This is a genomic window from Mesorhizobium sp. M1423, assembly GCF_040317575.1.
Classification (GTDB): domain Bacteria; phylum Pseudomonadota; class Alphaproteobacteria; order Rhizobiales; family Rhizobiaceae; genus Mesorhizobium.
In genome coordinates this window covers 22,402-34,995 of sequence record NZ_JAMYKU010000017.1, presented here as the reverse complement: position 1 = coordinate 34,995, position 12,594 = coordinate 22,402, and the positions used below count along the sequence as shown (strand labels likewise).

General features: G+C 62.5%; 12 protein-coding genes and 2 pseudogenes. 9 read left to right on the top strand and 5 right to left on the bottom strand.

Features of this window, described 5'->3' with window-relative positions:
- Nucleotides 1–578 precede the first annotated feature (578 nt).
- The gene (locus NKG95_RS20900) at nucleotides 579–2,324 is read left to right on the top strand and encodes an adenylate/guanylate cyclase domain-containing protein (protein ID WP_352818071.1); all 1,746 of its coding nucleotides are present in this window, start codon (nucleotides 579–581) and stop codon (nucleotides 2,322–2,324) included.
- 180 nt (nucleotides 2,325–2,504) lie between these two features.
- Nucleotides 2,505–2,642: pseudogene (locus tag NKG95_RS34330) on the top strand (integrase); the annotation flags it as partial.
- 179 nt (nucleotides 2,643–2,821) lie between these two features.
- Here NKG95_RS34330 and NKG95_RS20895 read toward each other — a convergent pair.
- A complete protein-coding gene (locus tag NKG95_RS20895) occupies nucleotides 2,822–2,971 on the bottom strand; it encodes a hypothetical protein (RefSeq protein ID WP_352464145.1) in 150 nt (49 codons plus the stop codon).
- Nucleotides 2,972–3,301: 330 nt separating this feature from the next.
- Nucleotides 3,302–3,511, bottom strand: a pseudogene (locus tag NKG95_RS20890) (LacI family transcriptional regulator); the annotation flags it as partial.
- 307 nt (nucleotides 3,512–3,818) lie between these two features.
- Between NKG95_RS20890 and NKG95_RS20885 the strand changes: the two are divergent.
- The 7 genes from NKG95_RS20885 to NKG95_RS20855 all read left to right on the top strand — a co-directional run bounded on the left by NKG95_RS20885 (nucleotide 3,819) and on the right by NKG95_RS20855 (nucleotide 9,957).
- Nucleotides 3,819–4,541, top strand: a complete 723-nt coding sequence (locus NKG95_RS20885; protein ID WP_353042299.1) for an SDR family NAD(P)-dependent oxidoreductase — start codon at nucleotides 3,819–3,821, stop codon at nucleotides 4,539–4,541.
- On the top strand, nucleotides 4,538–5,617 hold the full coding sequence (locus NKG95_RS20880) for an S-adenosylmethionine:tRNA ribosyltransferase-isomerase (protein ID WP_353042297.1): 1,080 nt from the start codon (nucleotides 4,538–4,540) through the stop codon (nucleotides 5,615–5,617). The genes NKG95_RS20885 and NKG95_RS20880 overlap by 4 nt, the downstream gene beginning before the upstream one ends.
- Nucleotides 5,618–6,007: 390 nt before the next feature.
- Complete coding sequence (locus NKG95_RS20875; RefSeq protein WP_353042295.1) at nucleotides 6,008–7,033, top strand: IS110 family RNA-guided transposase; 1,026 nt, start codon at nucleotides 6,008–6,010, stop codon at nucleotides 7,031–7,033.
- Nucleotides 7,034–7,964: 931 nt separating this feature from the next.
- Nucleotides 7,965–8,342 carry a DsbA family protein gene (locus NKG95_RS20870; RefSeq protein WP_353042293.1) on the top strand — a complete coding sequence of 126 codons (378 nt, stop codon included), beginning with the start codon at nucleotides 7,965–7,967 and terminating at the stop codon, nucleotides 8,340–8,342.
- A 400-nt stretch (nucleotides 8,343–8,742) separates the two neighbouring features.
- Nucleotides 8,743–9,009 (top strand): AbrB/MazE/SpoVT family DNA-binding domain-containing protein, encoded by a 267-nt coding sequence (locus NKG95_RS20865; RefSeq protein ID WP_352641993.1) that lies wholly within the window; start codon nucleotides 8,743–8,745, stop codon nucleotides 9,007–9,009.
- Nucleotides 9,006–9,404, top strand: coding sequence for a type II toxin-antitoxin system VapC family toxin (locus NKG95_RS20860; RefSeq protein ID WP_353042291.1), 399 nt, complete (start codon nucleotides 9,006–9,008; stop codon nucleotides 9,402–9,404). Before NKG95_RS20865 ends, NKG95_RS20860 begins: the two co-directional genes overlap by 4 nt.
- A 307-nt stretch (nucleotides 9,405–9,711) precedes the next feature.
- The gene (locus tag NKG95_RS20855; RefSeq protein ID WP_353042290.1) at nucleotides 9,712–9,957 is read left to right on the top strand and encodes a type II toxin-antitoxin system Phd/YefM family antitoxin; all 246 of its coding nucleotides are present in this window, start codon (nucleotides 9,712–9,714) and stop codon (nucleotides 9,955–9,957) included.
- 111 nt (nucleotides 9,958–10,068) lie between these two features.
- Here the strand turns inward: NKG95_RS20855 and NKG95_RS20850 are convergent, their stop codons facing one another.
- From NKG95_RS20850 to NKG95_RS20840, 3 genes are read right to left on the bottom strand one after another with little or no spacing between them, the layout of a single operon-like run.
- A complete protein-coding gene (locus NKG95_RS20850; protein ID WP_352483923.1) occupies nucleotides 10,069–10,899 on the bottom strand; it encodes a BtpA/SgcQ family protein in 831 nt (276 codons plus the stop codon).
- Nucleotides 10,896–11,804, bottom strand: a complete 909-nt coding sequence (locus NKG95_RS20845) for a ribokinase (RefSeq protein ID WP_353042289.1) — start codon at nucleotides 11,802–11,804, stop codon at nucleotides 10,896–10,898. Before NKG95_RS20845 ends, NKG95_RS20850 begins: the two co-directional genes overlap by 4 nt.
- 3 nt (nucleotides 11,805–11,807) lie before the next feature.
- On the bottom strand, nucleotides 11,808–12,578 hold the full coding sequence (locus NKG95_RS20840) for a glutamine amidotransferase (RefSeq protein ID WP_353042287.1): 771 nt from the start codon (nucleotides 12,576–12,578) through the stop codon (nucleotides 11,808–11,810).
- Nucleotides 12,579–12,594: the final 16 nt, after the last annotated feature.

Sequence of the window (12,594 nt, the reverse complement as noted above, 5' to 3'; positions counted from 1 at the left end):
CAATTCCTCCGCTGCCGGTAGTGCGTCAGTCGTCTAATCGCGGACCGAAATGCAAGCCCAAATTTGTATTGAGGTGTCGTTCGCCGGAAGCACGGTCGTCTTCGCGGTCGACATGAAGCCGCCTCTTGCATCGCGGGAGCCATCCACAGAAGACATCGCAGCTTACCATGCTGAAGGTCGCGCTCGCGCCACCTGCCGACCTCAGCACCTCTAAGCGCAAACGTCTGGTGTAATGGCTGATGCGCGCGCTCGTAGGGCATCTCGCTGTTACATCGCCGTGACAAAAGCACCGCCACGGTGGCGTCAACCGGTTACACAGGACAGGAAATATCTCCGGCCTTCTGGGAGTGACGTGTCAGCGTCTCCAGAGGCTGCGTGGGCACGGCGACTGGAACGCTCCACGCCTCGCAAGCCGGATAGCGAAATCTCGTGAAGGCAAGGTCAGGCTGCGTTCTCCGTTCTGTATCGGCAACGGCCTGCGACTGGGAAAGATGGATACGATGCACATGGGGCGTCAGGAAGTTGCCAGGACCCGGACGTGGGGCGGCCCCCGTGCAGGCGCTTGGGTTGCCGGTGCAATGACCACGCAGCGCCACCTCGCAGCGATCATGGCTTGCGACGTGGTCGGCTATTCGCGCCTGACGGAGCGCGACGAGCGCGGCACGCTCGAGCGGCTGAAGATGTACCGCAAGGACCTCCTCGAACCGCTGGTCTCTGTGCACCAGGGTCGGATCGTCAAGCTCACCGGCGACGGCATGCTGTGCGAGTTCGCGAGCGTCGTTAACGCGGTGACCTCGGCGATGGCGATCCAGCAGGCCCTGGCAGAACATGAGGCGGAGATGCCCGAGGAAGAGCGGATTCGCTTGCGCATCGGTGTCAATCTCGGCGACGTGGTCTGCGAGGAGGACGGCGACCTCTACGGTGACGGGGTCAACATCGCCGCCCGACTCGAAAGCATCGCCGATCCCGGCACCGTGGTCGTCTCGGGCACCGCCTACGACCACCTTCAGGGCAAGCTCGATTGCGGCTTCACGCCGCTCGGCAACCTGCGCCTCAAGAACATCGAGCGGCCTGTGCGCGCCTACCGCGTCGAGACCGACGCCAGCGCCTCGCTGGCTGCACCGCCTCCGCTGCCCGAGAAACCCTCGATCGCGGTTCTGCCTTTCACCAACATGAGCGGCGACCCCGACCAGGAATACTTCGCCGACGGGCTGGTGGAGGACATCATCACGGGATTGAGCCGGGTGAACTCCTTCTTCGTGATCGCCCGCAACTCGTCCTTCACCTACAAGGGCCGGGCGGTAGACCTGCGCCAGGTCGGGCGCGAGCTGGGCGTCCGCTACGTGCTAGAAGGGAGCATCCGCAAAGCAGGATCGCGGGTGCGTATCAGCGGGCAGCTGGTGGACGCGATCAGTGGGCACCATGTCTGGACTGACCGCTTCGAGGGCGATGTGAGCGACATCTTCGACCTGCAGGACAAGGTGACCGAGAGCGTCGTCGGTGCGGTCGAACCGAGCATCCGGCTGCAGGAGATCAAGCAGGCGCGCATGAAACCGACCGAGTACATCAGCGCCTACGACCTCTACCTTCGCGCGCTGCCGCGCTTCTACAGCATGACGCGCGAAGGCTTTGCCGACGTGCGCCGGCTCACCAACGAGGCGCTCAGCATCGACCCTGGCTTCAACTTGGCGAAGGCACTCGGCGCCTATATCCGCAGCCTATCCGTGAGCCAGTGCTGGCACGAGCCCGACGATATCCGAGTCGCCGCGCGCATGGCGCGAGAGGTACTGGCGGAAGCGCGCGACGATCCCACGAGCCTACGCTTCGCCGCGCAGGTGATCGCCTACAGCGCGAAGGACTACGAGATGGCGTTGCGCACGATCGAGCGATCCCTGCTGCTCAACCCCAATTCGGCGCAGGGCCATACGGGCAGCGGCTGGGTGAACGCACATTCCAGCCGCCCGCTCGTCGCCATCGAGCACTTTCACAGGGCAATGCGGCTGAGCCCGATCGACCCCGAGAAGGGCATCGCGCTCTCCGGCATCGGGATGAGCTACCTGATGCTCGAGCGCTACGAGGAAGCGCTGGCATGGGGAGAACGCGCGCTGCACGAGATGCCGAACTACGGCTCCTCGCACCGGGTGGTGATCATGGCGCTGGTCAAGCTCAACCGGCTGGACGAGGCGCAGGCGGCGGCGCGGCGTCTTATGAAGGCGTTCCCGACCTACACGCTCACCCTGCAGAGACAGATCAACCCTTGGCTGGACGAGGTGTTCGCCGAGCGTTATGTCGAGGCGCTGGGCATCTCCGGCGTGCCAGAGTGATCGTCGCAGTTGCAAGGATGCCCTGTCCTGCGCGTCACGTCCGGCCAGGCGACGCCCTTGATCCCGCGTCGCTTCTGGAAGGCCAGTTCTCTGGCGGCTTGTCTTAGGACTGAGCGCGTAGAGCAGCCGTGAACAGCCGGCGAGCTCTCTGTTGAATTCGCGTCGAACTTCCGGTTTCGATCCGCTTCTTATAAGGCAACAGGCAACCTCCGGGTGGTTCAGATCCTGCTTGGGCACACCAAGATCGAGAATACCGTTCGCCATCCGGATGTCGAGGTCGGGGACGCGCTCACACTCGCCGAGGGAACCGAGATCTGATCACGATGGCCTCTCGACTTCGCCGAGAGGCCATCGTGTTCTGAAAAGCCACCGCTCAGTTACGGGGCTGGATTTCAGCAGTGCGCCGCATCACAGCTGTTCGGCAGGGAAGATGGTGATCCCGAAAGCCGCCGGTCCACTGTCGCCCATCAAAAGCGGAACTATGCGGCGTTGAGGCGCTAGGCGAGTTTGCGCCTCGTCTCGGCCGTTGCGACGAGCTCTGCCACTTCCTGAAAGCGCACGCTAACGGCGATCACAAGCCAGATCCGGCCGAGCACCCAGAAGGAAAGCGCCGACCGGAGCAGCAGCCAGAGATGCGGTGTTGGCATTTTCAGGCCCCTGAATTCGGCCCGGCTAAGTTTGATGGAAAAGTTCGAACAGGCGCCAGGCATTGATCGGCAGCAGCATCAGTTCCAACAGGCTCAGGGATAGGCTGCCAATGAGGGCGCCATAGGCAAAAGCACAAACAGCTCAGCACTGATGTGCAGCCACAGCATGGCTTTCATTGAGTAGGTGAGAACGGTGGAGAAGCTTCCGAGGAAGCCGATCGTCTCGGTCCAGATCATGATCATATTTCTTTGGTTGAGTGAAGCCGGTGGGCCTTGGTCAGCCGGCGAAGCCGCCGTCATCGGGAAAACGTCTCCGCGTCCGCCGTTCCTCTCCTGGTCGCGGCTGGCACTGACCACGACCGGGCATTGGCCCCGGCTGCGCACATGTCCCTCAAAAGTCTGCGCCGTGGCGGAGAAGTAACGATTGTCGTGGATGGGCAGCATCAGTCCGACCAGATTCGATCGCGAGCCTCCCAAGCCCCGCGCCTGCAGATTGGTAGTGTACTGGTGGCGTTCGGCGAGGCTGAGAATTGTTTCCGCCGCCGCGACCTGATGGCGCTTGCACGGCGATACGCTTCCTTCACCGGCCTGATAATCACGGCGAACTCGGAGCCAATCGCCTCGATCGACAGCCAATACGCGGCGTCAAGACCGATAAGGCAATCCGGCTCGGCATGATCGCGGCTGCGCTTGCGCCCGTTCCGGCCCGCTCGCATGCGATCAGCCCGCTGGCCGACAAGGCGAAGGTGCGCCGCGATACGTGAGATCGATCCACGGAATGAATGCTTGACCTCAAGTTAACTTCAGCTTGTACCAATGAGTTGTACCGATTGAAGGAGTATCGTCAATGCTGACCAACATTGATCTTCAGGGACTTCGTGTAGCAGTCACGGGCGGCACGTCCGGCCTCGGACTGGCGCTTGTGCGGCAGCTTGCCGCACAGGGTGCGTGCGTCGCCTTCGTCGCCCGCACGGCCGCGAATGTCGAACGCATCGCCGACGAGACGGGCGCACATGGCATTGTCGGCGACGTCGGCAAAAAGGACGACATCTACCCGATCGCGTTGCAGGTCACCGCGAGCCTAGGCGGGCTCGACGTTCTGATCAACAATGCGTCGAGCCTCGGGCCCGTTCCACTGGCGCTCCTTGCCGATACCGAGTGCGAGGAGCTGGAAAAAGCGCTTGCGGTCAACCTCATCGGCGCGTTTCGGCTGACGAAAGCACTGTTCGGTGCACTTGCCGCGTCCGCGCGCGAGGACCGTGGCGCGCTGGTGATCAACATCTCCAGCGACGCGGCGGTGAACGCCTATCCCGGCTGGGGCGCGTATGGTGCGAGCAAGGCCGCTCTTGCTCAACTGACGGCGATTTGGGACGAGGAGGCGAAGGCCGACGGCATCCGGCACCTCGCGCTCGACCCTGGCGATATGGACACCCCGCTGCACGCGCTGGCGCTTCCTGACGCCGATCCGTCGACATTGAAGCGTCCCGACCTGGCTGCTGCCGAGATCATCGAAAAGATGCTCGATGCGTTGCCGGCCGGCGCAACACTTCTTGCCGAGACACGCGGATGATTGCCGCCGACCGTCCGCATCGGCGCGCCGCCAGGCTGCTCGTCGTCGAGGCAGACGGCGCGACGCGCGACCTGCCGCGCACTGAACTCGCGACACTGTTCGATGCCGGCGATCTGGTCGTAGCCAATGACGCCGCCACCTTGCCTGCCAGCTTGCGCGGCACGCATCTTCCCAGCGACGAGGCGATCGAGATCCGCCTGGCAGGCTGGCTGACATTTCCCGACCCAACCCGCTTCGTAGCGATTGCCTTCGGCGCGGGCAATCACCGCATGCGCACGGAAAATCGGCTGCCTCCGCCCCCGGTATCACCAGGCGATCACCTCCGGCTCGGCCGGCTTGAAGCCGTCATAGAGTGCCTTCTCGACCATCCTCGCCTTCTCGAGTTGCGCTTCCCGGGCAACCGCGCAGCGGTGCTTGCAGGACTGGCGCGGCACGGCCGGCCGATCCAATATGCCCATGTTCGCGAACCGTTGGCCCTTTGGAATGTTTGGACGAAGATTGCCGCCGGGCCGGTGGCGTTCGAGGCGCCATCGGCAGGCTTCGCACTCGACTGGCGCACGCTCCAGGCCTGGCGTCGGCGCGACGTGGGCTTCGCAACACTCACTCATGCCGCGGGCGTGTCTTCCACCGGCGACCCCGCGCTCGACTTGCGCCTCCCTTTCGACGAACCGTACCTCATTCCCGGGCGCACCGCGGCGCAGGTCGCGCGGGCGAAGCTCCGCGGAAGCCGTATCATCGCAATCGGCACGAGCGTGGTGCGCGCGCTTGAGGCAGCTGCCAACCCCGACGGCAATGTGCGTGCCGGAAATGGCATTGCGACAGGGCGCATCGCGCTGGGCACGCCACTTCGCCTGGTCGATACAATTCTGACAGGCGTCCACCAGCCCGGCGAAAGCCATTTCGAGCTGCTGCGCGCCTTTGCCGACGATGCTCTGCTCGCCAAGGCCTCCGCAGCCTTCGCCGAGCACCGATATCGCATCCATGAATTCGGCGATTCCATGCTGCTCAATCGCCAACGGCTGGATAGACCGCGCGGACAGAACCGGGAAGTGCGCGAGACGAAGCCTCTACTCTAGGCGATCCGATGATCTTGGATTTCCAAGGCTTTCGAAAACGATGTTTTGATTAAGCAATTGGTTCAAAACAACTATTTGACATTAGTAACTACGACTCTAGGGTCAGAGTTCGAATCTTGTCGCCGGGAGTCACGCGCGAGCTGCGGCTGAGACGCGGATAGGCCCGCGCCCTGCGCCGCCCGGCGGTGATGGCCACCACTGCCTATTCGCCGCGCCAGGGGCTGAGCCGGGAGCGACGATGGCGGTATTCAAACATGGGGTAATCGCGGAGCGAGTCGCCCTGAAGCCGGAAACGGTCACATATTGAAGAGCGGGTGGTTGTTCCCCGATAGGATGGAAGTACGGGCTCACGACTGGACGCCGGGCCCAAGCATCGAACGGAGAACAACCATGAGCGAATATATCGGTCTCGACGTGTCTTTGAAAGAGACGGCGATTTCTGTGCGGCGTGGCGGCAAAAGGATCTGGCGCGGCAAATGTCCCTCTGATCCGAGCTTGGTCGCGGACGTTCTCCGCAAGCGGGCGCCAGCGGCCAAGCGGGTAGTGTTCGAGACCGGACCCTTGTCGGTGTGGTTCTATCATGCCTTGAGCGCCGAAGGACTTCCGGCGATCTGCATCGACGCCCGGCATGCCAAGGCCGCGCTGGACATGGCGCCGAACAAAACGGACGCAAACGATGCCGACGGCTTGGCGCATCTGGCCGAGGTCGGCTTCTATCGCGAGGTGCGGGTGAAGGGCTATGACAGCATGCTGAGCCGCACGCTGGTGGCCGCGCGGAGCCGGCTGGTCAAGATCACGACCGAGCTCTCCAACCAGATCCGCGGGCTCATGAAGACGTTCGGGCTGATCATTCCGCGAAGCAAGGGCGGCAAGTTCGAAGCCGACGTCCGGCGCCTGCTGGCCGATCAGGAAGAGCTTGCCCGGATTGTCCTGCCCCTTCTCGAGGCTTGGCTCAGCATGCGCGCCCGCGCTGCTGAACTTGGACAGCAGCTCGTCGCCAAGGCCCGGCACAATGACGCATGCCAGCTGTTGATGTCGATCCCCGGCGTCGGCACCATCACTGCGACTTCATTCATCGGCGCCATCGAGGATCCATCGAACTTCAAGACATCGCGCGCTGTCGGCGCGTGGCTGGGTTTGACAACCCGACGCTATCAATCCGGCGAAGTCGATTATGATGGTCATATCTCGCGGCGTGGGGATCCTCATCTGAGAGGACTTCTCTATGAGGCCGCAGTCGTGATCCTGACGCGCAGCCGGGCTGACAGCAGTCTGCGCACATGGGGGCTGAAGCTGCGTGAGAAGATCGGCTTCAAGCGGGCAACTGTCGCTGTCGCCCGCAAGCTCGCTGTCATCATGCATGCGATGCTAAAATCCGGTGAGTTGTTCAACCGGGAAGAAGCCATCGTGGCCTGACCATAAGGAAGTTCGAATGCGCCTACCCGAGCCGTAACGAGACGTCCCTGCCAGGACGTGGGCCGAGCCATTCCGCTGTGTCAGTTGCATCGTTGGCGTCACAACGCTCGCGATTGCGTTTCAAACCCTGGAAGGCTCCATCCCTCGCGAAGCCCATCATGCGGCGGCTTCATGTCGACCGCGAAGACGACCGTGCTTCCCGGCAAACGACACCTCAATACAAATTTGGGCTTGCATTTCGGTCCGCGATTAGACGACTGATGCTAATACAATATTGCCTACGCTCCAACGTTGGGCGAAAGTGTGCGCCGAGAGGCTAGGAGGCCATAGTTGGCTTTGGCTTAGACCTTGCCCAAATCACGAGAGAAAACCTTGCAGCTCGTGAACCGGCTCAAGGCAGCAGCTTGTGCTTCAGCGTAGGCGGAAGATGCCAGGTGGATCGTCTCTTCCACTGTAACGTTGCGTGGTTGGCAAGCAATTCGGCAAGCCTATTCACAGAACGAAGACAGGGATCTCGCTTGCGCAATACAGGAACTCAGCAATTACCCTGATGTTTGGGCAGGATGCCTTCGATGCGCCATGACGCCCAGGAAACTGGGAGGCGACGCGTGAAGTCTTGGTAAGGGCAGCTGGCAGCGTAGTGGTGGCGTCGACGATCGCGTGAACGCCCGGGCTCCAGACAGTGTCGAGGAGACAGCGGATGAGGCAACTCGAATTTTTCTATTTCCTTGGGAGTGGTTATGCATACCTCTCCGTCATGCGTATCGGCCTTTGGCGAGGGACGCTGGCATTACCGTCAGATGGCGTCCATTCAATGTCCGCACCGTCATGGCGGAAAACAACATTGCGCTTCGCTCGCAGACCGCCAAGGTCAAATATATGTGGCGTGACGTGCAGCGCAGGGCGCGAACTCACGCGCTACCCTTCGTAAATGCACCCCATCTGGCCAACCGACCCCGACCTTCTGGCCAACAGGGTTGCTATGGTCGCCGCGGAAGGCGGCTGGTGTGGGGCCTATACAATCGAGAGCTTCAAGGCTTGGTATTTGGAAGGCGTGGCCCTTGGCGACAGAGCCCACCTTGAACACGTGCTTCGGCCACTCGGCAAAGACGTGGATGCGGTGATCGCTCAGGCCAACGCACCCGCCGCCCACGAGCGGCTCAAGATGGAAACCGATGCGGCGCGCGGATACGGAATTTTCGGTTCGCCTGCCTTCGTGGTAAATGGCGAAACTTTTTGGGGAGACGACAGGCTCGAAGAAGCGCTTTCTTGGGCAACCGGTCGGCATCGGTTGCAAGACGTCCATTAGCACGGAAGTGCGCGAGCCCTTTGGATCCGCTAATCGTTGCTGACCTGCCCTGTTTGTCCGCTATGAGCGAATTCGCCAAGGTGATGGTCGTTTCTGGCCGGCGGCGGAAAATCTGAAGATGATCGCAGAGCAGATGGAGGCCAGTGGTCCAGACCGGCCGCAACGTCGAAAAAGCTATCTCGAGATATTCGAAGCGACCGTTCGTGATCCACTCGACGTTGGGAAATCAACGAATCTGCCGAACGAGGGGGCGAGAGCGAATCCACAGTGCCTGGCGGCTTTCTAAACGGCAGGAATGCGATTCTGTCGCCGCATGGACGCCAAGCTTGGCCCCGACGATCTGCATTGATAATAATGCAGATTTGCATTATCTTATTGCGATGAACAGGAAATGTTTAATATGACAACGTTGACAGTGACGACAAGGGGACAGGTGACGTTCCGCAAGGACGTGCTGCAACATCTGGGCATCAAGCCGGGCGAGAAGATCGAGCTTGATCTGCTGCCCGACGGTCGGGCGGAATTGAAGGCGGCACGGGCGAAAGGGTCGTTCCGGGACCTCCACGGCTTCCTCAGAGGCAAGACGAACGGCCGGGTGCTCAGCATCGAGGAGATCAACGAGGCGATAGCGGAAGCGGGCGCCGCGGCCGGGTCCGGAAAGGAATGAGGGTTACGGCCGACACGAATGTGCTGCTGCGCGCCTATGTCGCCGATGATGAGGGGCAGGCGGCCGTTGCCGTCGACCTGCTGGCCAAAGCGGACATCGTGGCCGTGAGCTTGCAGGCCCTGTGCGAGTTCGCCTGGGTTCTGGCCAGGCAATACCAGACAGAGCGCGAAAATGTTGCCGCTGCGATCCGGGCGTTGCTGAACACCGCGAATGTTGTCATCAACCGGCCGGCAGTTGAGGCAGGGCTGTCAGTCCTCGATGCCGGCGGCGATTTCGCGGACGGCGTGATCGCTTTTGACGGCGGCTGGCTTGGCGGGGAGACGTTCGTCTCGTTTGACCGGAAGGCCGTCAAACTGCTTTCGGCGCAGGGACAATCCGTACAGCTTCTTTCCTAAGTTTTCCGCGGTGGTCTTTCGCACTGTGCTGTCGCGTCTGTTAGAGCTGCCGCGAGCAATCGGATTCTGTTTGTCGCGCGCCACAATTATCGAGGCGCGGCAGGCGGGAGAGGCAGGTGCCAAGTTTGATTGACCGTGCCGGGAGTGCAGGTTTCCATAGTGAGCCGAGCGCCGTCATGCGCTGTCAAGCATAGGCCCGGAAGCACGACTCCTAGACTAGGAGCCGGCTAGGCGCGAGGAAGTCGCTCACTAGTTGAAGATTGACCCGAGTAGACTAAGTTGCATGGACTAAGTCGTGAGGCCCGCAATGTACTCCGTCAATATTCACGAGGCCAAGACGCATCTGTCTCGTCTTGTCGATAGGGCGGCCAAAGGTCAATCCTTCATGATTGCGAAATCCGGCAAGCCGATAGTGAAGGTCATTGCCATAGACACACCTGCGGCCGGTGAAATGCGTCGCGTTGGGTTTATGGCCGGGCAGTTTTCAGTTCCAGACGATGTTGATCGCATGGCCGATGAGGAAATCGGGAAGCTGTTTGGCGGCGACGCATGAAACTTCTGCTCGATGCCCATCTTTTGCTCTGGGCGGCGGGCGAGCCCGAAGAGCTCCCGCCCCTCGCGCGGGTGACTGCGGCCCTTCGGTGCGGTGGGGGGTTGAAGTCAGCTATCGCCTCAGACCACCCATGAACGCCTTTACTCGAGCAGAGTCGACTTGGTTCCACCAGACGCCGTCGTGCTTCAGCGCGCTGGCGATGATGACCCCGTCGACAATGGCGAGGATATCGTTGGCGTTGTCCGGCGTCACGCCGCTGCCGACCAACGTCGGCAGGCCGGCGGCCTGCTTGATCATGCTTATGTAGCCCAAATCGGCGGCGTGGCCGGTGCGCTGGCCGGTGGCGATGATGGCGTCGGCGTCGAAGAAGACCAGGTCTTTGACCAGTTCCTCCACTGGGCGGTCGGCGACGATGGCGTGTGCGCCATGCTTGACATGGGCATCGGCGAAAATGCGGATGCCGTTGGCGCGCAGCCTGGCGCGGTAGCGTGCCGCACGGCCCGATTCGCCTTCGACAAAGCCCTCATTGGCGACATAGGCATTCGCCCACTGATTGACGCGGACGAAGCCGGCGCCGGCGGCGCTAGCGATCGCCAAGGCCGGGATGGCGGCATTGGCCAGCACATTGATGCCGATCGGCTTGCCGAGCTCGCGGCGGATGCGGTCTGAGACGACAGCCATATAGGCCGCCGTCTCCGGTCCGATATCGTCAGGCTTGGCGAAGGGGATGTCGCCATGGTTCTCGACGATGACGCCGTCGCAGCCGCCATCGAGATAGGCCCGGGCATCGTCGAGCCCGCGCTGGTAAATCGCCTCGATCGCCTCGCCATCATAGCGCGGCGCGCCGGGCAGCGGCGCCAGGTGAACGACGCCGATCACCACCTTGGTGCGGCCGAAAAGGTCCACGAGCGCGTCGCCGCCGGATTGGCCGATCTGGGTCATGAGAGCTCCATTTGATCGATGAGCGCCGCCATCTCGGAGGCGGAAGGACAGGATGCCAGCGTGCCCGGCCGTGTCACGGCGATTGCGGCGGCGGCGAGCGCCAGCTTCAGCGCCGAGATGACCGGCATGCCCCGCGCAAGCCCGCCGGCGAGGCAGCCGCAGAACACATCGCCCGCGCCGCTGGTGTCGAGCGCTTCGACCTTCGGCGCCGGCAAGCGAAGCGGTTCCGTCCGGTCCGTGCCAAGCACGATACAGCCTGCGGCACCGAGGGTGATGACGACGGCGCCTGCGCCTTTGGCCACCAGCGCGCCGGCTGCTGCTGTTATGTCATCCCGGCCGGTCAGGATTTGCGCTTCGGACTGGTTGACCACCAGAACCTCCGCCAGGCCGAGATCGGGCAGCGAAATCGCATCGATCGGGCTGGCGTTGAGAACGGTGCGCGCACCGTTTCCCTTTGCTGCTCTGAGGCAGGCATTGGTCACGGCAGTCCGTAGATTTCCCTGGCAGACGAGGATGTCGCCGGGAGCGATCCAGCGGACAAGTGCTGTCTGCGCCACCGGGTCGAAGGCTTCGACGCAGCCGACGCCGCTGACGATGAAATTCTCTCCGCCTCGATCGACGACGATGGTCGAGCGGTCACTCGGCAGCTCGAATTGGCTGACCTCAAGGTCGGACAGCTCGTTGTCGAGGCGGCTCCTGATCCATGCGCCAGCTGGGTCCTTGCCGAGCGCCGTCCAGAACGTCACCTCTGCACCAGTCCGTGCTGCTGCGACTGCCTGGTTGGCGCCCTTGCCGCCGAGCCCGTCGGCATAGCTCACGGCATTCAAAGTCTCGCCCGCGGCCGGGAAGCGGCCGACGCGAAACATGGTGTCGACGCAGGCATTGCCGACGACGTGGACGCGCATGGCTCAGCTCTCACCGGTCGCCCAGCCCAGCATCTGTTCGAACAGGGTCTTGTAGCCTGGCCAGGCGATGAACTGCGGCGGCAGCCAATGCGGCCCGACATCGGATGTCCAGGCCACGGTGCGGCCCTTGCCATAGTGGCCGGTGACGAGCAGCGGCAGCGAGCCATAGTCCGACGACACGGTAGCCAGAACTTCCGCACCGTCCTTCAGCCTCACCTCGTTGAAGCCGAGCAGGATCGGCCAGTCCGAACCAAGGCCCCTGAGGATGGGATGTGTCGACCCTGGTTTCGGTACGGGCGCAAAACCTTCCGGAACCTCGACGCGGTCGTCATAGGCCAGGCAGTTCACAGGCAGCACGTCCTCGACCGGCGTCTTGCGGTAGCGCGCCCCGCCGTTGATGCCCTGGAAACTATAGTAGCCGCCGAACATCAACAGACCGCCGCCGCCGCTGACATAATCGCGCAGCAGGCGCAGGCGGTTCGGTGTCGGCTTCGAGTGGACCCAGGTGTCGGGATGCAGCAGCAGCGTGTTGGCGCCGATGTCGGATAGCACGACCGCGTCATAGGCCGACAGCGCCTCCATCGTCTGCGGAAAGCCGCGCTGCGCCTCATGCGCCGGCATGAAGGTGACGTCGAAATCGGTCGCCTGCAGCGCGCCCAGCAATTCGTCGGCGCCGGTGTGGTAGGTAACGGTCGGAAACTGGTCGAAGCCCTTGATGTGGGTCGCGGTCGACACCCAGGATTCGCCGGCAAGCAGGATCTTTTTCTTGGACATTTGAACTCCCGTCGTA